Origin of the sequence: Gemella massiliensis (assembly GCF_900120125.1) — a bacterium.
Lineage (GTDB): Bacteria > Bacillota > Bacilli > Staphylococcales > Gemellaceae > Gemella > Gemella massiliensis.
On sequence record NZ_LT635546.1, the window covers coordinates 1 to 25,464 of the forward strand.

Consider the following 25,464-nt stretch of genomic DNA (forward strand, 5'->3'; position numbering starts at 1 on the left):
GGACTTAATCAGAGAGTAGAAGCAGAGAAGTAAAGAAGTTGACAAAAGGAGAGGAATTGATATAATATGAGTATAAAGTTTTCGTCTGGTGGCGATAGCAAAGAGGACACACCTGTACCCATACCGAACACAGAAGTTAAGCTCTTTAGCGTCGAGAGTAGTTGGGTTTACGCCCTGCGAGGCTAGATCGTTGCCAGGCTTTTGAAGTCTTTAGCAAATGCTTTAGGCTTATTATTCCACAGTAGCTCAGTTGGTAGTAGCATCTGACTGTTAATCAGAGGGTCGCAGGTTCGAGTCCTGCCTGTGGAGCCATTTTGGCCCGTTGGTCAAGCGGTTAAGACACCGCCCTTTCACGGCGGTAACACGGGTTCGAGTCCCGTACGGGTCACCATTTTTGGAGGAGGTTTAGCTCAGCTGGGAGAGCACTTGCCTTACAAGCAAGGGGTCAGCGGTTCGATCCCGTTAACCTCCACCATTTATTTTGTCATAAATAGGGGAGATAGCGAAGAGGCTAAACGCGACGGACTGTAAATCCGTTCCTTAGGGTTCAGTGGTTCGAATCCACTTCTCCCCACCATTCATTTATTATTGGGATATAGCCAAGCGGTAAGGCAACGGACTTTGACTCCGTCATTCCCCTGGTTCGAATCCAGGTATCCCAGCCATGAGCCATTAGCTCAGTTGGTAGAGCATTTGACTTTTAATCAAAGGGTCGAAGGTTCGAGTCCTTCATGGCTCATTAAATAAAAGGCTAATCAATTAGCATTAGCCTTTTTATATTTTTGGCCCGTTGGTCAAGCGGTTAAGACACCGCCCTTTCACGGCGGTAACACGGGTTCGAGTCCCGTACGGGTCATTTAAGATGTAGCATTTGCTACATCTTTTTTTCTACAAAATGAAATGTAGGAATGATGGGAAAAATTGTGAATTTCAAATCAGTTATGTGTAAAACATGGAGCAGGAGAAAAAATGTACTGATCCTAAAAGTAAGATTTTTTATATCTAATTTTTTAGGTTCAGTACATTAGTATATTTTTGGGTAATACATTGTTAAATGTATTTGAATAGTTAAATATTATTGTTTTAAATCTTTTGATGTAAAACTAAGTGGTAATACTTCTTCAAAAAAATTATAAACAGTGTAGTTATCCGGAGAATCACCTAGCAACATTTTGAAGTCTTTTTCTGCAAATTCTGCAATCACTTGGCGACAAACACCGCATGGCGGGCAGTAAGGATTTAAGTTGTCGCCTTTTTTACCGCCTACAATAGCAATTTTTTTAAAATTACGCACACCTTCACTGACAGCTTTAAATATTGCTGTTCTTTCAGCACAGTTGGTTGGTGAGTAACTGGCATTTTCTATATTACAACCGGTATAAATAACACCATTATCTGCCAATATTGCAGCACCGACTCTAAAGTTGGAATATGGAACATAAGCGTAGTCGGCAGCTCTTATTGCCTCTTTCATTAATAATTTATTTATATTATCCTCATTTAATATATTATTCTCCTTTTCCAGTATGGGAAAAATTGTTTCTGCGACACCTGCTTCAGTATTATCTTTGGTAGTAATATAGGTGGAAATATTTTTTAACTTGTCCATACCATTTATCATAGCAACACTGATATTTGATATTTCTAACATAGAAAGATCATTTAAATTATCTCCTATTGAAATTATATCTTTTAGTGAGATATTGTATTTATCGGAAATTTTTCTTAGTGCCTTACCTTTGGTGGCATTTTTATCCATAATTTCCAAATTATTGATTCCGGATGAAGTTACTGCAAGATTTTCATTGGCTGCTAAAAGTTGCTGTGCTTTTTTTAATTTTTCCGGATTGGCATCTAATCCAATTACCTTTATAGGAGGATTACTTGGTTGATTAAAATAGAATTCTATATTTTTCACTTCTGTAAGATAACCGTTTTCGACACGTTTGAAAGCATCTTTACGCAAATGTTCAATATTTGGTTCCTGACCGTTCGCACGAATAAGGTCAACATAAGCTTGAATATCAGTTTCTAAATTTTCTGTGAATACTGTGTTTTTTGTATATAATTGGTATTTTATATCTAAAGTTTTGAAAATTTCAACAGTATAGTATAAATCTTTTAGTGAGATAGGAATAATATCTAATATATCTCCTTTGCTATCATAAATTATACCCCCGTTAAAACTTATTATATCGCATTTTATGTTTTCTAATTTTAGTGCCGGTAGTGCTTCATAATATGGTCTGCCGGTTGCAACAACAAATTTTATATTATTTTGCTGAGCAATTTTTATAAGTTCAACATTTTTTTTAGGAATGATATGTTCAGAATTTAATAAAGTTCCGTCCATATCACAGGCTATTAATTTTATCATATATCAAATCATAAAGACTATTATTTTTGATCTTTATTCCTTTCGTAATAGTGTATTATGATTATAACATAATAATTAGTTTAAAATAAAGATAAATTTTAAAATTGTATAGGTAAAATAATAATAAATGCTCAATTATAATTTTCCATTTTATTAAGTAGTTAATTTCATTTTATAATATACTATCAAAAAATTTATAAAAAATTAAAATAATTACTTCTATATTGCTTGAATTATTATTTCAAATATGGTATTATAAGGAACGTATTTTAATTATAAAATATATGCGATGAGCCGATAAGTAAAAGTTCTTGCGTACCGTAGGATACAGAAAAGAGATCAGTGGTTGAGAGATTTCTCCTAGGCAAGACTTTGAAGTAGACGGTGAGCATTTAAAGTGAATGGTAGGTAGCTTTAAACGTGGAAAGAGCGTTAATCTTTAATAAGTGCTAAATTATTTAGAATAAAGGTGGTACCACGGAAACTTTCGTCCTTGTCATTAAGGAAGAGGGTTATTTTTTTTACCTAAGTAGAATTGAAACAACAGTATAGGAGGATATAGATATGACTGAAATGTCAACAAAATATAATCCAACAGAAGTAGAGAATAATCGCTACAGTTGGTGGTTAGAAAAAGAAGTATTTAAAGCAGATAACAAAAGTAAGAAAAATCCTTATACAATTGTTATTCCGCCACCAAATGTAACAGGTAAGTTACATATTGGTCACGCATGGGATACAACATTGCAGGATATGTTAACACGTTTTAAACGTCTAAAAGGGTATGATGTATTGTATTTGCCGGGAATGGATCATGCCGGTATTTCAACTCAGGCGAAAGTAGAAGCAAAAATACGCGAAGAAGGAATTTCACGTTATGATTTAGGGAGAGAAAAATTTTTAGAGCGTGCTTGGGAATGGAAAGAAGAATATGCGGGGTATATCCGTGAACAGTGGGCAAAACTGGGACTAGGTCTTGACTATACAAGAGAAAGATTTACTCTTGACGAGGGATTAAACAAAGCTGTTACAAAAATTTTTGTTGATCATTATAATAATGGGACTATTTATCGTGGTGAAAAAATTATCAATTGGGATCCTATACAACGTACAGCATTATCAAACATTGAGGTAATTCATAAAGATGTGGAAGGTGCATTTTATCACTTGAAATATTTTTTAGCGGATAATAGCGGAGAATATTTAGAAGTAGCAACAACACGCCCGGAAACATTGTTTGGAGATGTGGCGGTTGCGGTTCATCCGGAAGATGAGAGATATAAAAAATATATTGGAAAAACAGTATTATTACCGGTAATAAATAAGGAAATTCCTATAATTGCCGACAAATATGTAGAAAAAGATTTTGGAAGTGGGGTTGTAAAAATTACTCCGGCACATGATCCTAATGATTTTGAAGTAGGAGAACGTCATAATTTGGAAAGAATTATCGTTATGGACGAAGGTGCTGTAATGAATGAGTATGCTGATAAATATGCTGGAATGGATCGCTTTGAATGTCGTAAAGCATTAGTTGCGGATCTAAAAGAAACCGGTGTATGTTTCAAAATAGAAAAACATCTACACTCTGTTGGACATTCTGAACGTAGCGGTGCAGTAGTAGAACCTTATCTGTCAAAACAATGGTTTGTTGATATGAAACCATTAGCTGAAAAAGTGTTGAAAAATCAAAAAAATGATAAAGAAAAAGTAAATTTTTATCCACCTCGTTTTGCTCATACGTTGAATACTTGGATGGAAAATATTCAGGATTGGTGTATTTCTCGTCAATTATGGTGGGGGCATCGTATTCCGGCATGGTATCATAAAAAAACCGGTGAGATATATGTTGATGTTAATCCCCCAAAAGATATTGAAAATTATGTTCAAGATGAAGATGTACTTGATACATGGTATTCATCAGCATTATTCCCATTTTCTACATTAGGCTGGCCTGATTTGGAGAGTGAAGATTTTAAACGTTATTATCCAAATAGTTGTTTAGTAACCGGATATGATATTATATTCTTCTGGGTGGCACGTATGGTATTTCAAGGTTTAGAGTTTACCGGAGTACGTCCGTTTGAAGATTGTTTAATTCATGGTTTAGTTCGGGATGAACAAGGTCGTAAGATGAGTAAATCACTTGGCAATGGGGTAGACCCTATGGAGGTTATAGCAGAGTACGGAGCTGATAGTTTGCGTTACTTCTTAGCTACTAATTCAACGCCGGGGCAAGATCTTCGCTATTCAACAGAAAAAATAGAAGCAAGTTGGAATTATATCAATAAAATTTGGAATGCCTCTCGTTTTGTTATTATGAACTTGGAAGATTTCAAATACGAAGATATTGATTTGCGTGGAGAAAAAACATTAGCTGACAAATATATCTTAACTAAATTAGCGAAAACAATAGAAGATTTTGAACGGTTGTTTGAACGTTATGAGTTTGGAGAAGCGTCACGTATTCTTTATAATTTTGTGTGGGAAGAATTTTGTTCATGGTACATCGAAATTGCAAAAATTTCATTAAATGGAGAAGATGAAGAAGCTAAAAAAACAACTAAATCAGTATTAGTTCATGTACTTGATGCGTCATTAAAAATGTTACACCCATTTATGCCGTTTGTAACGGAAGAAATTTGGCAACATATTCCCCATATCGGCGATAGTATAGTAACATCAGAATTTGTTGAAGTTAACCCGGAACTGGTATTCGAGCGAGAAACTGAAAATATGCAATTTATTCAAGAAGTTATAATTGCTGTACGTAATATTCGTAGTGAAGTAAATGCTCCGATGTCACGAGAAATTCCGATTAAAATAAAATACACTCAAGATAGTGTAAAAGACATATTATTAAATGGAAGTGCTTATCTGGAAAAATTTGCTCGTCCTAGTGAGCTTATTGTGGAAAGAGATATAGCTGTAAGTGAAACGGATATTAGCAGAATTTTATCAGGTGCCGAAATTTATGTATCACTAAGTGATTTAATTGATATTGATAAAGAAAAAAAACGTCTAAACAAAGAATTGGAAAAATTAGCTAAAGAATTAGAGCGTGTTAATAAAAAGCTGTCAAATGAAAAATTTGTCGGTTCTGCTCCGGAAACGGTAGTAGCAAAAGAAAAAGAAAAACAAGTATTATATCAAGAGCAGTATGATAGTGTAAAAGAGCGTCTTGAGTCTTTGGATAATTTATAATAAATGATTAATAAAGAAGTGGGTTTATAAACTCATTTCTTTTTTTGTATTTACATGGAATATATAAAATTCCTTAAATTTTAATTTTAAAAAATATATTTATATAGAGGTTTGAAATTAAATAAAAAGTGAATAATTATTCACCCTAATACAAGATAATTATTGATTGTATTTATTTAATAAACTTATAAAAATTTTAAGTTTACATAAAATTAAATAAACACAAATATGCTGTTAAATAAGGAAATAACAACTATTTTTTCACTATTAACAATATTAAAAAAACAATAAAAAACTAAATTTTAAGTATATTTATATTGAAAAATATTAAATTATATGTTATTATAAACAATGTTCTAGGGTTGGTATACCCTAATATAAAATTTAAGAAAACGAGGAATATAAAATGAAAAATAAAGAAAAATTTTCTATAAGAAAATATAAAATAGGAGTAGCTTCTGTTTTAGTCGGACTGGGAGTAGCAATAGGAGGAAGCGCAGTTGAAGCACATGCAGCGGACACTGCCGGTACAGCAACAACTCAATCTAAAGTACAGTCTAATAGCGAAAAACCAAGTAGCAAGAAATTAACAGGTGAAGAATTAAAAAAACAAAGAGATGCATTAAAAGATGAATTAAATAAAATGAATTTAAGCGAAAAGAGAAAAGAAGAATACAGAAAAAAAATTGATAAGGAAGATATTTTTGATAAATTGTTAGAATTAAGTAACAACTTCCATGAAGAATCAAGATTAGAATCTTTAAAGAGTTTTAAAAATGATAAAGTTAAAAACTTCGCAAAAGGATTAATGGAAGAAATTAAATACCAAAAAGAAAAAATAAACAAAATGAAATCTCTAACAGAAGAAGAGAAAACAAACGCATTAGAAAATTTAGAAAAAATTGAAAAAGAAACAATAGAAAAACTTTCTTCATTAACAACTGATGCACAAATCAATAAAGTGCGATATGAGGTTATAAAAGAATTATCTAAACCAGTTGTACCATTTAAATTCTATGTAGAAAAAGAATTAAATGATTACGCTAATAAGAAATTAGAAACATTAGGAGAAGTACATAAACAAAACCTTTTAACAGGTGAAGAATCTTTTGAAGCGGATTATAATAATTTAGTGGAAAAATTGAAAAAAAATTAGATTACAAGCTTTTGATGGAATAGATAAAGCAGCTAAGAAAGATGAAATTTTAAAAATAAAAAAAGAAGCAGAAACGAAAATAGATAATGCCGTTGAAGCGTACCAAAATAACAAAAAGGTAGCTGTTAAGTAAAATAGAAAGGGGTTGACCTAAAAGGAAAGCCCAAAAAAGAAACAAGCAAGAAACTAATCTTGCTTGTTTTCATCGTTGTTATTGTTGTCTTTAATTTTTCTCCAAATGAGAAAAATTATAACAAGAATAATGATTACAATACCAATATAAACTCCGTAATTTTTAACTATTTCACCTGTTTGTGGTAGGGTGCTAGTAGATAATAGTTTCATATAATATACCTCTTATTTATTTATTATTATGTAGTACATCTGTTTGTACTTGTTCTTTAACATTTTCTAATGTTTCAATCGCATTCTTTTTAAATGCCTCTATTTTTTCCTGTGTTTGAGAATCTGTTACCGTTTGTTTAATATTTTCTACTTGATCCTTAATAGAATTTAGAGTTGTTTGCATATGTTTTTTATAAGAATCTAATGCAGGTTGTGTTTTTTCGCTGATTTCTTTTGCAACAGCAACGTTTTCCTTCAATTCTTTTGAATATTCTTTTATGTCACATGCTTGTTCTTTAATTTGAGAAACATTCTCAGATAATTCTTTTCCATACTCAACGGCGTTATTATACCTTTTTTCCAGATTATTCTTAGTTTTATTTATAACGTTTTTAAAATCATTATACATATATTTAGTTGCATCTTCGATACCATTTTTTTTAGTATAGCTAATCATACACTTAGTATAACCATAATAATCTTTAGATTTTTTCTTAATAAATTCAGCATGCTCTTCTATTTTATTAGGATTTTTTGTATAATAATTTGCTACCGCAATACCGGTTCCAATAACAAAAAGTTTAGATAATTTTGACATAGAATAAGTCCTTTCTATAAATTTTTCAATACGTTACCCTACTAATTATATCATACACAGCTTTAAAAGAAAATAAAATTATATATATTTTGTGATAGAAAAAACTAGATATTAGTATAACATTATAACATTGAATTAAACGTGTTTTTATAGAAAAAAACTAGAAAGAAACACATTAAAGAATTATTATTACATATTAATTTTATTTTTTTATTGAATTAATATGTAATATATTGTATAATTGTTAATGTAATATAAATAAAGGAGGAACAATGAAACTTACAGATAGACAAAAGGCGATAATAGAAATAGTGAAAAGTTTTGAACCGATTACTAGTGATGAGATTGCTGAAAAGCTATCTTTGGGGAAATCAACATTAAGAAATGATTTAGCCGTACTGGGAATGTTAGAAGTATTGGAAGCTAAACCTAATGTTGGTTATTACTACAATTACGACTTTTCACCGGGAGAAAAAAGGGAGGAATTTAAAAGTAAGTTAATAAAAGAAGTAATGGGAATTGCTATAACTGCCAGAAGCACAGCTAGTTACTCAGATGTATTATCAAAATTATTTATTTATGATGTAGGAACTATTTTTATTGTTGATGAAGATAATCATTTAGTTGGTGTAACATCACGAAAAGATATGCTTAAATTATCACGTAATGCAGAGGCTGATAAATTACCTATAGCACTTGCTATGACAAGGGTGCCTAATGTTGTTTATATTCACGAAGATGATTTGGTAAGTGATGCACTTAGAAAGATTATTTTACACGAAATTGACTGTTTGCCGGTAGTAAGGGAAGAATCAGGCGGCAGAATTATCGTGGGAAAAATTTCTAAAACTACATTAATAAAAATATTATTGGAGATATTGGAGGGGTAGTATGTTAACTGTGCATATTATATCGGATTCTATAGGAAATACTGCTAAAGATGTTGTAGATGCAGCGTTAGTTCAGTTTTCTTATTCTGATGTTAGTTATAAAATTTTAAAAAACTCCAATGTGGGAACAAAAGACAAAATTGAATCAATTTTAGCTAATATAGAAAAAGATGATATTATTGTTCAAACATTGGTAGATAAAGAACTGGCAAGTTATGTAAAAGAATTAGCTAAAATTAAAGGGATAGTAGTTATTGATTTACTAACTGATATATTAAATATTTTTGAAGAAAAATTAAAAGTTAAACCGGAAAATAATCCGGGGTTAATAAGAAAAATGGGAGCAGAATACTTTAAACGTGTAGATGCGTTGGAATTTGCCGTTAAGTATGATGATGGAAAAGATATTAACGGATTAAAAGAAGCGGATATAATTATTCTTGGCGTATCAAGAACATCTAAGACACCACTTAGTTTATATTTAGCTAATAGAAACATTAAGGTAATGAACGTACCTATTGTTCAGGATTTAATTTTACCGGAACAATTATACGAGGTTAAAAGAAAAATTATTGGTTTAACAAATTCTGTAGAACAGTTAAATAAATTGCGGGGAGAACGTTTAAAAGCGTTAGGTGTAGATCATGGAACAGATTATACCGATGAAGTTCAAATTTTTGAAGAATTGGAATACGCAATGAATATAATGGAGAAAATGGGTTGCCCTGTTATTGATGTTCAAAACAAGGCAATAGAGGAGACCGCGGAGCTTGTTATTAATATAATGAGAGAACGCGGATTAGAAATATAAAAAGTAAGTTTAAACAAAAATATGGGGGGGAAGACCATGACAAAAAAATATGTATATAATTTTAGCGAAGGTAATAAAGATATGCGTTCTTTATTAGGAGGAAAAGGTGCAAACCTTGCAGAGATGAAATCTCTTGGAATTAATGTACCGCCGGGGTTCACTATTACTACGGAAAGTTGTAATAGCTATTATGAAAATGGGGAACGTATTAAACCTGAAATTTTAAAACAAATTAATGAGCAATTAGAAATACTGGAAAAAGAAATCGGCAAAAAGTTAGGAAGCCTTGAAAATCCGCTATTAGTATCAGTAAGAAGTGGAGCAGTTTATTCAATGCCGGGTATGATGGATACAATTTTGAACCTTGGTTTAAATGATGAAACAACTATAGTATTAGCTAAGAAAAATAATAATTATCGTTTTGCATACGACAGCTATCGTCGCTTTATTCAAATGTTTTCTGACGTGGTAATGGGTGTAGAAAAGTATAAATTTGAAGAAGTGTTAACACGTGTAAAACAAGAAAATGGTTATGAACAAGATAGCGATATGAATGAAAAAGATTTGTTCAAAGTAGTAGAAGAGTTTAAAGCTATTTACAAAAAGGAAACCGGAAAAGAATTTCCGATGAGTGTAAAAGAACAACTAATGCTTGCGGTTGAAGCGGTATTTAAATCATGGAATAACAACCGTGCTAAAGTGTACAGACGTTTACACAGTATTAGCGATAAATTGGGAACAGCGGTTAATATTCAAGCTATGGTATTTGGTAACATGGGAGAAAATTGTGGTACTGGGGTATCATTTAGTAGAAATCCGGTAACCGGAGAAGATGAATTATTTGGTGAATATTTAATTAATGCTCAAGGTGAAGATGTTGTTGCAGGTATTAGAACACCGAAAAATATAAGTGTTCTTGAAGAAGATATGCCGAATTTATATAAGGAGTTTGTAGATATTTCTAAAAAATTAGAAAAACATTACAAAGATATGCAAGATATTGAGTTTACTATTGAGGATGGAAAACTTTATATTTTACAAACACGTAATGCTAAAAGAACACCGAACGCTGTAGTAGAAGTTGCTGTTTCATTGGTAGAAGAAGGCGTTATTACCAAAGAAGAGGCTATTTTACGAATAGGTTCTGATGAAGTAAATAAATTATTACATGCAACATTTGAAGAAAAATCTTTAAAAAATGCAAAACAATTAACGCAAGGATTAGCAGCTTCACCCGGTGCTGCTACAGGACATATTTATTTTTCAGCGGAAGAAGCTGTTGAAGCTGCGAAAAAATATCCGGTAATATTGGTAAGAGAAGAAACATCACCGGAAGATATTGAGGGAATGGTAAGTTCTCAAGCTATCGTTACATTACGTGGAGGTATGACATCACATGCTGCGGTAGTAGCTCGTGGTATGGGTAAATGTTGTGTCTGCGGTTGCCAAAATATGATTATAGATTATAAGGATAAAACACTACGAGTATCAGATGAAGTGTTGAATGAAGGTGATGTAATTTCGGTAGACGGAAGTAGCGGTAAAGTATATTCAGGCGAAGTAGAAAAAGTAGAAGCACAATTCAGTGAACGTTTCAAAAAATTATTAAGTTGGGCAGATGAAATTCGAGAAATGCGTGTATTTGCTAATGCTGATAATGAAACAGATGCAAAAGTTGCTTTTGATTTCGGAGCTGAAGGGGTTGGATTATGTAGAACCGAACATATGTTCTTTGAAGAAGATCGTATTAGTTTAGTAAGAAAAATGATTCTTGCTGCCGATACACAAGAACGTGTGAAATTCTTGGATCGTCTTCAACCAATTCAAAGTGAAGATTTTTACAAAATATTTAAAGCAGCAGACGGAAAATCAGTAAATATTCGTTTATTAGATCCACCGCTACATGAATTTTTACCAAAAGATGATAAAACAATAGAAGTTATTGCCGAAGAAATTGGGGTAACAGTAGCACAACTGAATGCAAAAATAAAAAGTATTGCAGAATTTAACCCGATGATGGGTCACCGTGGTTGTCGTTTAGGTATGACATATCCGGAAATATACTTAATGCAAGCAAAAGCAATTAGTGCAGCAGCAATTAGAGCAAGAAAAGACGGTCATGAAGTAACGGTTGAAATTATGATTCCGTTAGTAGGATTAGAAAAAGAAATTTCTGATTTACGTGAAAAAATTGTTGAGTTAGTGGAAAAAGAAATTCATTTATATGGTACAGATTTCAATTACAAAGTTGGAACAATGATTGAAATACCACGTGCTTGTTTAATTGCAGATAAAGTTGCAAAACATGCAGATTTCTTCAGTTTTGGTACAAATGACCTAACTCAATTAACATTTGGATATTCTCGTGATGACGCCGAGAAATTTATAGATATTTATAAAAAGAAAAATATCTTAGAATCTGATCCGTTCGTTCACTTAGATGAAAGCGGAGTTCTACAATTAATGGAAATTGCAGTAAACAAAGCAAGACAAACTAAACCTAATATCAAACTTGGTATTTGTGGTGAACACGGTGGAGATGAAAAATCAATTTTACTATGTTCAAAAATTGGGCTTGGTTATGTATCTTGCTCACCTTATCGTGTAATTATTGCGCGTATAGCGGCTGCTAAAGCTGCTATTGGTGCAGAAGAAAGTGCAACAACAAAATAATGATTGAATGACGGTAAAGAAACTCTCAATTAAAAAGTTGGGAGTTTCTTTATTGGCTGTATAATAAGGTTCTGTGTCAAATGTGTTGCATCTGACCTCAAAAAGTTAAACTTAGGATAGTGTAGTAGTTTTAATGACTGCTACGCTACTATTTTTTATTATACACCCCTTTTTTCAAGAACAACCCAATTATGGAAATAGAAGGATTAATAAATAGTTTTCAAACTTAAAAATTTCTTTTCTATTGACTTATAATGTGAATAGAAATCTTAATTTTTCTACTTATAAAACTAAAAAATAGAATTAGATTTATTCGTATTGGGTGTAACGGTAGCGAGTTTTATGTTATAACATCGGTGCTTGTATTTTTTGAGATTACATAGTATAATAAGTTATATAAATCATACAAGTTATACAAATCATACCAAAAAAGGAGATTAATTATCATGAAAGCACCAAAGGGAAAACATGCTTGGATAGCTACAGTTGGAGAAAAAGGTCAGATAGTAATACCTAAACAGGCACGGGAAGTATTTGATATAAAACCCGGTGATACAATTTTACTTCTTGGCGATGAAAAACGAGGTATTGCTATACCACCAAAAGGAGCGTTTGCACATTTGATGGAAGCAGCTTTTGAAGAGAAAGAGGGTGAATGATATGGAATATATTTTGGAAGTAAATGGACTTACAAAAATTTATTCAGCTTTTGAATTAAAACCTACCAGTTTTCGTATTGAAGCTGGTGAGGTTATGGGATTTATAGGTAGAAATGGCGCGGGGAAGACAACAGCACTTAAGTCTATTTTAAATCTTGTACATCCTAATGCAGGTAGCGTTCGTATTCTTGGAATGGACTATCTGGATAATGAGGATGAAATTAAACAACAGATCGGTTATGCAGTAGGTGGAATAGATTATTATAAAAGGAAAAAATTAAAAGATATTGTAGCCATTACTTGTATTTTCTATGATAATTGGGATGATGAGGCGTATCGTCATTATCTTACCGCATTTAAGCTTGACGAAAATAAGAAGATTATGGAACTTTCTGAGGGTATGAAAGTGAAATTTTACCTTACTTTGGCTCTTTCTCATCATGCTAAACTTTTGATTTTGGATGAGCCTACAAGCGGGCTTGATCCGGTATCCAGAGATGAAATGAATGAAATTTTTCGAAAGCTTGCCGCTAAAGGTGTAGCAATTTTATTTTCTACTCATATCACTAGTGATTTAGAAAAATGTGCGAATACTATTACCTATATTAAAAACGGAGAATTACTTTTATCAACGAAGAAAGAAGAATTTATTCGTCATTATACCGAGGAAATAGGTGGTACACCGACACTTGAAGATATTATGGCACATATTGAAAGAGAAGAGGTGAATTTGTGATGAAAAAACTTTTTTATAAAGAAATAAAGCTGGCAGCAAATCCTTTGAGTTATTGGTTTATCGTTTTTTCAGCTATGACAATGATTCCAAGATACCCTATTCTTGTTGGTACATTTTTTATCTGTCTTGGTATTTTTCATACTTACCAGCAGATTCGAGAATACGATGATATTACATATACGGTAATGTTACCGGTTAAGAAACAAGATGTGGTTACAGCTAAATATCTATTTGTTTTATTTATCGAATTTATAGCTTTTGTCCTATGCACACTACTAACGATTATTAGGATGAAAGTTTCAAGTAACGTTGCTCCTTATGCTATAAAAGAATTGATGAATGCAAATGTTGCTTATCTTGGATATGTAATAATTATATTTGCAATATTTAACAGTATTTTTCTCGCAGGCTTTTTTAAGACAGCTTACAAAATTTGGAAACCTTTTATAATATTCTGTATAGTTAGTTTTATTGTAGTAGTCATAGGGGAAGTGTTACATCATATCCCCGGTTTAGAAAGTTTGAATGAACCTTCAAATTTAAGTATACCTCAAGTTGTCATATTTGTAATTGGTGTCATTACATTTATATTGTGTACATGGTTTTCATATCAGAAAGCTATAAAGGATTTTGAAGAAATTGATTTGTAAGTTAAGATGTTGAAGGTAGTGATAGAACGTGATAGTATGGTTGCCATGTTCTATATACAAAAGTAAAATTTTAATAAAGTTGAGAAAAGATATTGAATTAAAGAACCGAACACAAAGAAACAGAGCTAATAATGTAAGATATAAAATCTTATATTGTTGGCTCTGTTTGTTATGAGAATTCCCGTGAATAAAATATATTACAAACCGATTTTACACGATGATTATTTAAGAGTGTGACACACCGCTATCTATACAAAAATATCTTCTGTATTTTTTTATTTTCATAAATAACATAATCAAGACACCAAGGCGCATAAATAGAGAGAATGCCGTTTTTATTAATAATAACAATAGTTCTTAATTTTCTTATAATTAATGTCGTTTTACATATACGAAGTAGTTGTTAATTTAACAAATCTAAATCGCATTTAACTAGATTTTAATATTTTTCTGTATAATAATTGACGTGAAATTTTTTAGGTAATATAATAGTAGTTGTCCATAATTATGAAAGGAGGAGAATAATGAAGTATAAGTTAATATTACCTTGTTTGGTATGTTTAGGATTTGCAAGTATAAATAGTGAAACAGTGCATGCTGATTTTTATACAGATTATAATACCAGTGTTTTAGATACTATGCTGAAAAAAAATATTTTTGATACTGATATATTTCAAAAAACTTTGAAATATTCTCCTCCTAAAATAAATACTAATATAACAACACAAATAACAGATGAGTTAGACTATACAGCAGAGTTATTAGATTATAATAAAAATTCGTACAATTATCTAATTTTTTATTCATCAGGTGATGAGAAAAATCCAACGGAATTATTTAGAATAGCAATCAATAAAACTGGAACCGGAAAAATAAAAGATCACAATTTACTAAATAAATTAAAGCCGAATACAAAATTTTTTCTTAAAGTAATGAGTTTTAATATTGATAATAATGGAAATATTGGAGAAGTAAAGTATTCTAAATCAAGTGATTATTACTATACAAAAAAAACTATACATTTAGCCGTTATGGAAGATGAAAAAACTGTAAAAAATAAAAATATAACTTTAATAAATCTACCAACCAAAGATGAGATACAGATAAATCCTTATGAATTGCAACAGCACTATAGAACGGACAAATATTATACTTACAACAATGCTAAGGTAGTAGTAGATGACAAAGAAACTCTTTTGAACGGTAATATTTTGACTATTCCTTATAATGCTGAGAAGATAGTGATAAATTTGGTGAAAAATAAGGATAATTGGAGAAACGTAAAAGTAGAATTTCCAACAGAGTATAAAAATGAAAACAAAGAATATTCTGCTAAGAAAAATACACCGTTATCAGAGTTTTTTAAAAACAATAATTTAAAAAATAATTTTGAGAAAAATGGTAATTATACTTTTCGCGGTTATTATTTAGATGACAAAGAAGTCAATACTTCCAATGACGATGAAATAACGAATAATATTACTATAAAAGCAAAATTTAATACTAAGTTGATATTAGATAACGGAAAAAGCACTAAAGAACAAAACTTAGTTACCGGAGAAAAGTTGGAAAAAATAAATAATAGCTTTTTTTATAAGGAAAAGTATCATATTGTAAGCTATAGTTTATATAAAAAAAATGGTGAAAAAATAAAAGATATTACATCATTAGCTGATGAAACTGTTGATGAAAGTATAGTTATAAAGGCTAATTATGAGGAAAATACTAATATAGTAAGTGTAAGACAAGATGATTATAATAAACGTTTTGGAAAAGTGTCGGATGATATAAAAGATGCGGATATTAAATGGAGTCAAACAAAAAAAATAGGAGATCTTTTAAAGAAATTAAGAGAAAAGGTAAAACCGAATTCCGGTTATAAAGTAGTATTTAGAATAAATAAAAAAGTAGTCGACGAATCTTCATATATTGATAAAGATATTGTTTTAGAGATCTACTTTAAAAAAATAGAAGAAGAATGGGTTAATGTGAAATTTATCGGAAAAGGAATTGATAAATTCTTATCAGACGGGCAAGAAGTTCTTTATAATTCTCGAATAGACAGTGCAGTTAATCTTCCAACAGCAACAGGAGAAACTGAACGAGAATTTTTAGGTTGGCAAGCCAATAGAGATTATACTGTATTAGATGAAAATTCAAATAAAATTCAAGTGTCTAAAAATAAATTATTGCAGACTAATGAACTGGGAGCTGTAATAGCTGAAAAAGGGAAAAATCTTGAATTTACAGCAATTTATAGGAAAATATTCAATATAGAATTTTTAAAAACTCAAACCGGTTCAGTAGAATTATCAAAAGCAAATCAAAATATTTTAAAAGTAGATGAATTTGATAGTATAGGGATGGCAACAAAAGATAACAAAATCTTGGTATTACCTAAAAGCCATTATAATTTATCCTATTTTACAGCAAATAAAAATGTTAAAATTAGTACAGAAAGTGGTTATAAGGAAATTTTTGCCGGAGAAAAAATTGCCGAAAAAGAATTGTATAATATTGTCCCAACCTCCGATTTGAAAATTACTCCGATATTTGAATTTAGTCTGTTTTCAAAAACGGTAGATGATATAATAACAAGTTCTAAAATAAAAAGTATAGATGAAGCACTAATTCTTGAATTGGAATCTACAGAAAATATTAGAAGAATATTAGGACCGCTTTACTACTTAAGATAACACACTAGATAATGCTATAGGAATTTATCTAGTGTTTTGTTCTAAAATATTTATTTTAAAGATTTGATAGAAAATGAGAATTCACTTTAATAGAGAAAAAATTGAAAATATGGTAAAATTTTGTAGTTATGTAATGAAGTTTTAAGGAGTGTTATATGCAGTCAAAATTATTTATAAAAAATTTAGAAGTATTTGCTTATCACGGTTTATTTAATGAAGAAAATAAATTGGGACAAAAATTTATTTTTGATGTTGAATGTGATGTAAATTATACTAAGGCGTTATTCAGTGATGATATGAATGATAGTATAAGTTATGCAAGTATAGCGGATATAGTGATAAAGACAGCAACAGAAAATACATTTAATTTATTGGAACGATTGACAGGAGAAATTGTTAAAAATATTTTTAATAAATTTTCTGAAGTTACAGCGATCAAATTAGAAATAAATAAACCTAACGCTCCATTAAAGTATTCTTTTGATAAATGTGGTACTAAGTTAACTATAACACGTGTGGAGTTTGATAATTTATTATGATAATTTTAGCGTTGGGTACAAATTTGGAGCCGAGAGAACAGTATTTAATTTCGGCATTAGAAAAAATGAAAAAAATCGGTATAAAAATTAAAAAAAGTAGCAGCATTTATGAAACTTCTGCATGGGGTGGCGTTGCTACTAATAATTTTTTAAATATGTGTATCGTTGTTGAATATAAAAAATCAGCATATAAGTTGCTTGAAAATATTCAACAAATAGAACACAATCTTGGCAGAGTGAGAAAAGAACATTGGGGCGATAGAACGATAGACATAGATATTATAGAATTTAATGGAAAAGTTTTTAATGATGAAAAGTTAATAGTTCCACATAAGTATTTACACGAGAGAAACTTTGTTTTGTTACCAATTTTAGAAATATGCGGTGATATATTAATAAATAATAAGAGTGTAAAAAATTCTTTAGATAAACTTGATAGTCAGATTAAGGTGTATAAAAAATTGTAAGTGAAAGGATAACTGATGTTTAAAATAAGAGAAGTAGAAATACCGAACAGAGTGGTACTTGCTCCAATGGCAGGGGTATGTAATGCGGCATTCAGATTAACAGCAAAAGAGTTTGGTGCCGGATTAGTATGTGCTGAGATGGTGAGTGATAAAGCAATTTTATTTAATAATCAAAAAACAATGAATATGTTACATATTGATCCACGAGAACATCCGCTTAGCCTTCAAATTTTCGGCGGAGATATAGATAGTATGGTAGAAGCTGCAAAATATGTTGATAAAAATACTCAAGCCGATATTATTGATATAAATATGGGTTGTCCTGTTCCGAAGATAACAAAGTCGGATGCAGGAAGTAAATTATTATTAAATCCTGCTAAAGTTTATGAAGTGATTTCACGAATAGTAGATGCAGTGGAAAAACCCGTAACGGTAAAAATGCGTATGGGTTGGGACGATGAGCATATCTATGTGATGGATAATGCAAAAAATGCAGAACGTGCCGGAGCTTCTTCAATAGCAATTCATGGGAGAACAAAGGTACAAATGTATAGCGGGAAAGCAAATTGGGATGTTATTCGTGATGTGAAAAAAGAATTAACAGTTCCTGTTATCGGTAATGGAGATGTAACAAGTCCGGAACTTGCAAAAAAAATGCTTGATGAAACGGGTTGTGATGCAGTGATGATAGGACGAGCAGCATTGGGTAATCCATGGATGCTTTATAGAACGGTGAAGTATTTAGAAACGGGAGAATTAACACCTGAGCCAACCCCACGAGAAAAAATAGATGTTTGTTTACTACATCTAAGAAGACTTATGGAAATTAAACCGGAAAAAGTGGCAGTACATGAAATGAGAAAACATGCCTCTTATTATATGAAAGGTATTAAAGGTGGAACAAAGGTAAAAAAAGAACTTAACCATCTTAACACATATGAAGAGATGGAGCAATTATTTGAAAAATTTCTTGATTATATAGACAATAAAAATAAAATATCAGTATAAAACTAAAAAGAGTTATCGGAATTTAAAGTTAAATCGAGATAACTCTTTTTTTTTTTTTTAGATTTTGGCATTGTGACATAAATTCTGTAAGTTACTTTTTGTCAGCAGAAAGCAAAACGATTTATTATGTAGATTTTGTTTATGGAAAAAGTTAAATTTTTAATAAGAAGTTTTCAACTTCATTTTGAGTTTTTGCTATTTTTGAAACAAATCTAGCAACTTCTTTATTATTTTTATAAGCGACAAATGATGGAATTCCAAAAATATTCAGTGTTTGAATAATTTCCGGGAATTTATCTCTATCAATGTAGATAAATTTTATATCAGGAAATTTATTTATAGTTTCTTCAAAAAATTTATCCAATATTAGGCAATCCGGACACCAATTTGCAGAAAAAACAAAAACTACTTTTTCGTTATTTTCTTTAGCTGTCTTAAATTCTTCAATAGTTTTTAAATATTCTATATAGTCAAACATCATATCACCTCGCAGTATTATATAATTAAGATTATACTATTAAGTAATAACATTATCACGTAAAATGATTTAGCTAAATGATAGTAGAAAATAGATAGAAACCACTATTTTGAAAAAATACTTTGAAGAATTATGATTTTTCCCCTAAGCACTTCTATTGAAAAAAATATTTCAATAGTGCATAATATACTTACAGAAAGCATTAAGTATTAATTTTATAAGAAAGAGTGTAAAAAATATTATATATTTATATACAAAATATTATTTGTTGCTGATTCTATAGTGGTGTGGCAACCTTAAGAACTAACTGCTACGCAGTGGATTTCTTAAGGTTCACCTGAGCTTATAATCTCAGGTGAAGCCAGTATTCCACCACTAAAAACAGCAACAAGTCTAATAGCAATGTTTGTAAAATAATATATTGAAATTTTTACAAGGGGAAAATATATGGTAAAACACTATGATTATATTGCAATCGGTGGCGGAAGTGGAGGAATTGCTTCAATTAATCGTGCTGCAATGTATGGGAAAAAAACTTTGTTAATTGAACGAGGCGAATTGGGAGGGACATGTGTTAACGTCGGTTGCGTACCTAAAAAAGTGATGTGGCACGCTTCTCAAATATCAGAAAGTCTAAAATTATACGCAGCAGATTACGGTTTTACATTTGATAATTTAGAATTTAATTTTGAAAAATTAGTAGATAGCCGCAGTGCTTATATTGATAGAATACATGGTTCTTATGAACGTGGATTAAGCAATAATAATGTGGACGTAATTAAAGGATCTGCTAAATTTATAAACAAAAATACTGTAGAAGTGAACGGTGAACAATATTCAGCTAATCATATTCTAATTGCAACAGGAGGGAAACCGACTATTCCTAATATTGAGGGTGCGGAATATGGAATAACTTCGAATGAAGTATTTGCATTGAAACAATTACCGAAACGTATCGCTGTGGTCGGTGCAGGATATATTGCTGTAGAATTAGCCGGTGTATTTAATGGTCTAGGCGTTAACACACACTTATTTGTGAGAAAGCATTCACCGCTGAGAACATTTGATAAAGATATAGTTGATACATTGGTAAAAGTTATGGAAAAAGAGGGACCAACTCTGCATACTCATGCTATACCGAAAAAAGTAGTGAAAAATTCCGATAATAGTTTAACATTAATATTAGAAGATGATAGACAAACAACAGTAGACTTACTGGTGTGGGCTATTGGAAGAAGTCCGTTAACACAAGGCTTAAATTTAGAAGCGGCTGGAGTTGGGTTAAATGAACGTGGTTTTATTGAAACAGATAAATATCAAAATACGAATGTTGAAGGAATTTATGCAGTAGGTGATGTAACCGGACGCCTTGCACTTACTCCGGTAGCGGTAGCGGCGGGTCGACGTTTGTCAGAGCGACTATTTAACGGTAAAGTAAATGAATATTTAGATTATAACAATGTAGCAACGGTTATCTTTTCGCATCCTCCAATCGCCGCAATAGGTTATACAGAAGAAAAAGCATTAAAAGAATTTGGTAAACAAAATGTTAAAGTATATAAATCATCATTTACACCAATGTATTCAGCAGTTACGAATAATCGTCAACCAAGTACAATGAAACTTGTAACAGTTGGTGCAGAAGAAAAAATTGTCGGTCTGCATGGTATCGGTTTTGGTGTTGATGAAATGATTCAAGGCTTTGCTGTAGCTATAAAAATGGGAGCGACAAAAAAAGATTTTGATGATACAGTCGCAATTCATCCAACAGGTTCAGAAGAATTTGTAACTATGAGATAATATAGGAAAAGCATAATGTAACTGAATTTTGGCTTTTTTAAGTTTAAAAACCGGGAGTAGAGTGTTTATTTGTTAAAAGAAATATTTTTTCTGAAATTATATTGAGAATATGAAAATAATACTAATATTAGATTATTAACAGTATGAATAAAGGAATATAATAAATTCAACTTAACAAATAAAAACTAATAATTTATTTAAAACCGGAGAGCTAAATATAAAATTTAATTTAAAAATCGAAAGTAAAATTATAAAATCAATTTTTTTAAAATTTTGATTTATTTTACTTTCGATTTTGTTACAGTTTATCACCATTAATAAGAAAATTTTCTAATTTTTTTCTGTCTCTATCGCTCATACGAATATGACGATTTCTTAATTTGTTTTTATTATGTTTTTTAGAAAGGCGAGAAACATTTTGCTTACGTTCTTTTAAGTCTTTAATAAAACGATGGCAATCACGTAATATTGCACCGTAACCAAGCGTTGTATCACGTTCATCGTGGTCATCACTAACAACAATAATATCAACGAAATGCTCAATACGAAGTTCACGTGTTTTACGTTCTATCCATTGATCCGCCTTTTCACCGGTTTTAGTGTAGACGATATTAATTGGTGCTTCTTCTTTAATATATTCTTTGGAACGAGTTAAATATGCGTCAAAGATGCAGTAAACAATATAGTTATTGCCACTTGAATATTCTTTCAATATATCAATAAGTATATCACGTTCAGTAGGGAATGTAGAACTTTTTATTAAATCATATTCTTTCATGCGAAAAAGAAGATTATATCCATCAATAAATAAGTATTGTTTTTTCATGTTATCTCTCCTTTCTTAAAATAATAAAGTTGTTTAATAGCAATCCCAAGTATAAAGAATTTTAGAAAAATCCAGTTTTTTTAATTGTTTCTTGGTAATAAAGAAATTACCTATACCACAATCTCCCCACATAATTTCACATTCAGGACTATTATATGAATTAATTTGAAGCAATAAAATATTATAATCTTTAAATTCATCTTTAAAACGTGGATCCCATTGAGTAAATGAGGGGAAGCCGCCTATTTGAGCAGCAGAGAAATTTTCGTTAAATTGTTCTTCTATATAATCATAAAGTTCTTCATCATATACGTATAACCCTGTCCAATCTAACTCTATTTTAAAAGATGGAAATCTTTTGTTCCATTCTTTAACAAAATGAGCATCGAAGTGGTGATCTGTCGGTGTCATAGATTGTTTGTCTAATTCAAATGATAATGCAAAAGGAGAACCTTTCATCAGTGGAGTTAACGTAGTATTTCCGGTTTCTTCTTCAAAATTTTTTGGTTGATATAATGTAGTTATTTCATCTTCGCTATAATGCTCTGTAATATTCGGATAATAAAGTACCCGTTTATTAGTATTAGAATTAATGTTGTTATAGTCAACTTCAAAATCCGCACCTAAATCAGGACTTCCACCGTAAATCCAAAATTGCATAATACCATTTTTTGGATAAATATTATTTTTCGGTAATTCTTCACAATTTATTTGGGCAAGAAATGTTAACTGTTCACCTTTATTATTAGTGGGAATTTCTGCATTTTTTGGTAGGTAAAAAACACCGCCAAACTTACTGCTTGTAATCTTTGTTGGAGTATTGGGAATAGGTTTTATTTTAATAACTTCAGTTTCAGTTGTTTTTTTGAATTTTGTTAAAAAATTGTCTATATCGTTGTAATCAATAAAAAGTATCATAGTTTATCCTCCTAATTATCTTTTATTCTTTCATACATCACTATACCGGCGGCAACAGATGCATTAAGACTTTGTATTTTCCCAAGCATCGGTAAATGGTATAAGAAATCACATTCATCAGCAATTACCTTACTTATACCTGTACCCTCATTACCAATAACAATGGCTAGCGGTACATCTTTAGCAATTTTGGTATAATTTTCAGAACGTTCTGAAAGTGTTGTCCCTGCAATCCAAAAACCGACTTGTTTAAGTTTTTTAATTGTATCGGTTAGATTTGGTACACGTATTACCGGTATATACTCAATAGCACCGGCTGAGGCTTTAACAGCTGTTTGACTAATGACGGCAGCACGACGTTTCGGAATAATAACCGCCTTAACACCGCATGCTTCAGCGGAACGAATAATTGCACCGAGATTATGAGGGTCTTCAATGTGATCTAAGATTAGTAATGTAGTATTTTTATCAATATCCAAAGTGCTTATTACTTCGTCGAGTTCAAAATAATTATATGGTGCAACGTAAGCGATAACTCCCTGATGTCGTTCGGTAGTTGAATTATCAAGTTTACGCTTTGGAACTTCTTGACAAATGATTTTTTTTTCATTTGCAATAGTGAAAATAGATTTTAAACGTCCTTTTTCAATACCTTCTTGAAAAAGTATTTTATTAATTTCACGTCCCGATTTTATTGCTTCGAGTATTGCATTACGTCCAGCTATTACCTCTTTATCAATTTCAATGTCATCGTTTTGAAATTTGTATTGAGATTTATTTTTTTGACGTAATTCTTTATAGTGTTTATTGTTTTTTTTCATAAAATTTAATGATGTGATTAAACATCTCCTCCAATCTTTCAAAGTTTTTTTCTAAATACAAATAACCAAAAACAGCTTCTAAACCGGTGGCTAGTTTATATTCCATAATGCTTGCATTTTTTGCTTTAGAGTTATTTTTTTGATTTTTAGCACGATTGTAAATTTTTTTTTCTTCTTCCGTTAAAAAATTTTCTTCTAATAAATATATCATAAATCCGGCTTGTGCCCGAGCTGAAACGATGGTTGACACTGTATGATGAAGATCATTTATTTTACCAAGATGATATTTCATGATATACTCCCGACTTATAATATCATAAATACTATCACCGATATAAGCAAGGGTAAGTGCCTGCATTTGTTTTGGATTATCAAAGTTTTTTTCGGTAAATTTAAATGTTATTGCTTTTTCCATCTGACTCCTTGTTTTGTATCTTCTAATACAATTCCTTGTTTTTTTAAATCATCACGGATTTTATCCGCAAGTGAAAAATCTTTGTTTTTACGTGCCTGTTCACGCTGTTCAATTAGTTGTTCAATATAAACGCTGTTGATGTTGCTATTTTCTTTTACATTAATACCTAAAATGCTGCTATAAGTTTCAAAAGCGGCATTTATAAGTTCAAGCGTTTCTTTATTGACATTATCTTGTGCAGTATAAGAGTTGCTAATTCTTACAATTTCATACCACGATGATAGAGCATTTGCAGTGTTAAAATCGTCTTGCATATATATTTCAAATTGTTCAAGTTCATGATTTATAGCATTTATAACAGAATTATCCAGCTGTTCAATAGACATTTCATTGTTTAGTCTAAATTGTAAGTTATGATAAGCTGTTCTTAATTTTTCAAAATTAATTCGGGCTAACTCAATGTTTTCATTTGTGTAGTTAATTGGAGTACGATAGTGAACACTCAACATAAATAAACGCAGTACCATCGGATCAATTTCGGAAATAATGTCTTTAACAAGTCGGAAGTTACCAAGTGATTTACTCATTTTAACATTGTCTATATTAATAAAAGCATTATGCATCCAGTAATTAGCGAAAGGTGCATGATTATGGCACTCAGATTGAGCGATTTCATTTTCGTGATGAGGAAAAGTTAAATCCTGTCCTCCTGCATGAATATCAATGGTAGCTCCTAAAGTCTCTTTTGCCATAACAGAACATTCAATATGCCAACCGGGGCGTCCTTCACCAAATGGGCTCTCCCATTTTATTTCTCCGGGCTTTGCTTTTTTCCATAATGCGAAATCAAGAGGATCTTCTTTGTGTTCACCCACTTCAATTCTAGCACCGCTAATAAGGTCATCAATAGATTGTTTACTCAATTTTCCATAATCTTCTTTTTTACGTGTTCTAAAATAGACATCTCCCTTTGATTCATAGGCAAATCCCTCATCAACAAGTTGTTTAATAAAAGTGATAATTTCATTCATGTATTCAGTTACACGTGGATTTTTAGTAGCACGTTTACATCCTAAAGCGTCGTAATCTTTGAAAAAGGCTTTGATATACTTATCGGTTAGTTCAGTTGTTGAAATATTTTCCTCATGGCTTGCTTTAATAATTTTGTCATCAACATCAGTAAAGTTAGAAATGAAGTCAACAGTGTAACCACTATGTTCTAAATATTTTCTAACAACATCAAAAACAATAATAGGGCGGGCGTTACCGATGTGAATATAGTTGTAAACCGTAGGACCACAGACATACATTTTTATTTTCCCTTCTTCAATGGTATTTAGCATTTCTTTTTGTCTGGTTAAAGTGTTGTACAGCTTAATCATTATTGCTCTCCTTAT

At 30.9% G+C, this 25,464-nt stretch carries 22 protein-coding genes, 7 tRNA genes, 1 rRNA gene and 1 other annotated feature; of the genes, 21 read left to right on the forward strand and 9 right to left on the reverse strand.

The genetic code is table 11. From position 1 onward, the window contains the following. Window positions 1-84: 84 nt before the first annotated feature. The 8 genes from rrf (at window position 85) to BQ7358_RS04985 (ending at window position 856) form a co-directional block, all read left to right on the forward strand. Window positions 85-199 (forward strand): 5S ribosomal RNA (gene rrf / locus BQ7358_RS04950). A 36-nt stretch (window positions 200-235) separates the two neighbouring features. After that, window positions 236-312, forward strand: a tRNA-Asn gene (locus BQ7358_RS04955). A 4-nt stretch (window positions 313-316) separates the two neighbouring features. Beyond that, window positions 317-391 (forward strand) — tRNA-Glu (locus tag BQ7358_RS04960). An 8-nt stretch (window positions 392-399) separates the two neighbouring features. After that, window positions 400-475: transfer RNA gene (locus BQ7358_RS04965), tRNA-Val, on the forward strand. An 18-nt stretch (window positions 476-493) separates the two neighbouring features. After that, window positions 494-577, forward strand: a tRNA-Tyr gene (locus BQ7358_RS04970). A gap of 12 nt (window positions 578-589) precedes the next feature. Continuing rightward, a tRNA-Gln gene (locus tag BQ7358_RS04975) sits at window positions 590-665 on the forward strand. 1 nt (window position 666) lies between these two features. Then, window positions 667-739: transfer RNA gene (locus tag BQ7358_RS04980), tRNA-Lys, on the forward strand. 45 nt (window positions 740-784) lie between these two features. After that, window positions 785-856 (forward strand) — tRNA-Glu (locus BQ7358_RS04985). A 219-nt stretch (window positions 857-1,075) separates the two neighbouring features. On the opposite strand, the gene BQ7358_RS04990 is transcribed toward BQ7358_RS04985, so the two are convergent. Next, window positions 1,076-2,377, reverse strand: a complete 1,302-nt coding sequence (locus BQ7358_RS04990; RefSeq protein ID WP_062174139.1) for a cytidine deaminase — start codon at window positions 2,375-2,377, stop codon at window positions 1,076-1,078. A gap of 280 nt (window positions 2,378-2,657) precedes the next feature. Then, window positions 2,658-2,875 (forward strand) — a binding site (T-box leader). A gap of 60 nt (window positions 2,876-2,935) precedes the next feature. On the opposite strand from BQ7358_RS04990, the gene BQ7358_RS04995 reads away from it, so the two are divergent. After that, complete coding sequence (locus BQ7358_RS04995; RefSeq protein WP_174222377.1) at window positions 2,936-5,581, forward strand: valine--tRNA ligase; 2,646 nt, start codon at window positions 2,936-2,938, stop codon at window positions 5,579-5,581. Between the two features lie 406 nt (window positions 5,582-5,987). Beyond that, window positions 5,988-6,737, forward strand: a complete 750-nt coding sequence (locus BQ7358_RS05000; RefSeq protein ID WP_072520281.1) for a YSIRK-type signal peptide-containing protein — start codon at window positions 5,988-5,990, stop codon at window positions 6,735-6,737. A gap of 186 nt (window positions 6,738-6,923) precedes the next feature. On the opposite strand, the gene BQ7358_RS05005 is transcribed toward BQ7358_RS05000, so the two are convergent. After that, window positions 6,924-7,082 carry an LPXTG cell wall anchor domain-containing protein gene (locus BQ7358_RS05005; protein WP_062174131.1) on the reverse strand — a complete coding sequence of 53 codons (159 nt, stop codon included), beginning with the start codon at window positions 7,080-7,082 and terminating at the stop codon, window positions 6,924-6,926. Between the two features lie 16 nt (window positions 7,083-7,098). Next, window positions 7,099-7,680: a hypothetical protein gene (locus BQ7358_RS05010; protein ID WP_072520282.1), complete on the reverse strand. Its 582-nt coding sequence runs from the start codon at window positions 7,678-7,680 to the stop codon at window positions 7,099-7,101. Window positions 7,681-7,952: 272 nt separating this feature from the next. Here BQ7358_RS05010 and BQ7358_RS05015 point away from each other — a divergent pair, with 272 nt between their 5' ends. The 10 genes from BQ7358_RS05015 (at window position 7,953) to dusB (ending at window position 18,809) form a co-directional block, all read left to right on the forward strand. Next, window positions 7,953-8,570: a helix-turn-helix transcriptional regulator gene (locus BQ7358_RS05015; protein WP_021753345.1), complete on the forward strand. Its 618-nt coding sequence runs from the start codon at window positions 7,953-7,955 to the stop codon at window positions 8,568-8,570. A 1-nt stretch (window position 8,571) separates the two neighbouring features. Beyond that, window positions 8,572-9,381: a pyruvate, water dikinase regulatory protein gene (locus BQ7358_RS05020; protein WP_062174129.1), complete on the forward strand. Its 810-nt coding sequence runs from the start codon at window positions 8,572-8,574 to the stop codon at window positions 9,379-9,381. Window positions 9,382-9,417: 36 nt separating this feature from the next. Next, on the forward strand, window positions 9,418-12,054 hold the full coding sequence (ppdK, locus tag BQ7358_RS05025; RefSeq protein WP_062174127.1) for a pyruvate, phosphate dikinase: 2,637 nt from the start codon (window positions 9,418-9,420) through the stop codon (window positions 12,052-12,054). Window positions 12,055-12,500: 446 nt separating this feature from the next. Further along, window positions 12,501-12,713, forward strand: coding sequence for an AbrB/MazE/SpoVT family DNA-binding domain-containing protein (locus BQ7358_RS05030; protein ID WP_062174124.1), 213 nt, complete (start codon window positions 12,501-12,503; stop codon window positions 12,711-12,713). Between the two features lies 1 nt (window position 12,714). Continuing rightward, on the forward strand, window positions 12,715-13,449 hold the full coding sequence (locus BQ7358_RS05035) for an ABC transporter ATP-binding protein (protein WP_072520283.1): 735 nt from the start codon (window positions 12,715-12,717) through the stop codon (window positions 13,447-13,449). After that, window positions 13,449-14,099, forward strand: a complete 651-nt coding sequence (locus tag BQ7358_RS05040) for an ABC-2 transporter permease (protein WP_062174120.1) — start codon at window positions 13,449-13,451, stop codon at window positions 14,097-14,099. The genes BQ7358_RS05035 and BQ7358_RS05040 overlap by 1 nt, the downstream gene beginning before the upstream one ends. 524 nt (window positions 14,100-14,623) lie before the next feature. After that, window positions 14,624-16,795: a hypothetical protein gene (locus tag BQ7358_RS05045; RefSeq protein ID WP_072520284.1), complete on the forward strand. Its 2,172-nt coding sequence runs from the start codon at window positions 14,624-14,626 to the stop codon at window positions 16,793-16,795. Between the two features lie 155 nt (window positions 16,796-16,950). Beyond that, on the forward strand, window positions 16,951-17,334 hold the full coding sequence (gene folB, locus BQ7358_RS05050) for a dihydroneopterin aldolase (RefSeq protein WP_062174115.1): 384 nt from the start codon (window positions 16,951-16,953) through the stop codon (window positions 17,332-17,334). Next, window positions 17,331-17,801, forward strand: coding sequence for a 2-amino-4-hydroxy-6-hydroxymethyldihydropteridine diphosphokinase (gene folK / locus BQ7358_RS05055; protein ID WP_072520285.1), 471 nt, complete (start codon window positions 17,331-17,333; stop codon window positions 17,799-17,801). Before folB ends, folK begins: the two co-directional genes overlap by 4 nt. A gap of 15 nt (window positions 17,802-17,816) precedes the next feature. Then, window positions 17,817-18,809 (forward strand): tRNA dihydrouridine synthase DusB, encoded by a 993-nt coding sequence (gene dusB / locus BQ7358_RS05060; protein WP_062174111.1) that lies wholly within the window; start codon window positions 17,817-17,819, stop codon window positions 18,807-18,809. 151 nt (window positions 18,810-18,960) lie between these two features. On the opposite strand, the gene BQ7358_RS05065 is transcribed toward dusB, so the two are convergent. Beyond that, window positions 18,961-19,287 carry a thioredoxin family protein gene (locus BQ7358_RS05065; protein WP_062174109.1) on the reverse strand — a complete coding sequence of 109 codons (327 nt, stop codon included), beginning with the start codon at window positions 19,285-19,287 and terminating at the stop codon, window positions 18,961-18,963. 447 nt (window positions 19,288-19,734) lie between these two features. Here BQ7358_RS05065 and gorA point away from each other — a divergent pair, with 447 nt between their 5' ends. Continuing rightward, entirely contained in the window at window positions 19,735-21,087 is a 1,353-nt protein-coding gene (gene gorA / locus BQ7358_RS05070; RefSeq protein ID WP_072520286.1) for a glutathione-disulfide reductase, read from the forward strand. A gap of 298 nt (window positions 21,088-21,385) precedes the next feature. Here the strand turns inward: gorA and BQ7358_RS05075 are convergent, their stop codons facing one another. Genes BQ7358_RS05075 through cysS form a run of 5 tightly spaced genes read right to left on the reverse strand, consistent with a single transcriptional unit; the run spans window position 21,386 to window position 25,449 of the window. Next, window positions 21,386-21,913 (reverse strand): NYN domain-containing protein, encoded by a 528-nt coding sequence (locus BQ7358_RS05075; protein ID WP_062174105.1) that lies wholly within the window; start codon window positions 21,911-21,913, stop codon window positions 21,386-21,388. 33 nt (window positions 21,914-21,946) lie between these two features. Continuing rightward, window positions 21,947-22,831: a YwqG family protein gene (locus BQ7358_RS05080; RefSeq protein WP_062174102.1), complete on the reverse strand. Its 885-nt coding sequence runs from the start codon at window positions 22,829-22,831 to the stop codon at window positions 21,947-21,949. 11 nt (window positions 22,832-22,842) lie between these two features. Further along, complete coding sequence (gene rlmB, locus BQ7358_RS05085) at window positions 22,843-23,652, reverse strand: 23S rRNA (guanosine(2251)-2'-O)-methyltransferase RlmB (protein WP_062174100.1); 810 nt, start codon at window positions 23,650-23,652, stop codon at window positions 22,843-22,845. Continuing rightward, the gene (locus BQ7358_RS05090) at window positions 23,636-24,067 is read right to left on the reverse strand and encodes a Mini-ribonuclease 3 (protein ID WP_062174098.1); all 432 of its coding nucleotides are present in this window, start codon (window positions 24,065-24,067) and stop codon (window positions 23,636-23,638) included. The genes rlmB and BQ7358_RS05090 overlap by 17 nt, the downstream gene beginning before the upstream one ends. Then, complete coding sequence (gene cysS / locus BQ7358_RS05095; protein WP_062174096.1) at window positions 24,052-25,449, reverse strand: cysteine--tRNA ligase; 1,398 nt, start codon at window positions 25,447-25,449, stop codon at window positions 24,052-24,054. Before cysS ends, BQ7358_RS05090 begins: the two co-directional genes overlap by 16 nt. Window positions 25,450-25,464 lie beyond the last annotated feature (15 nt).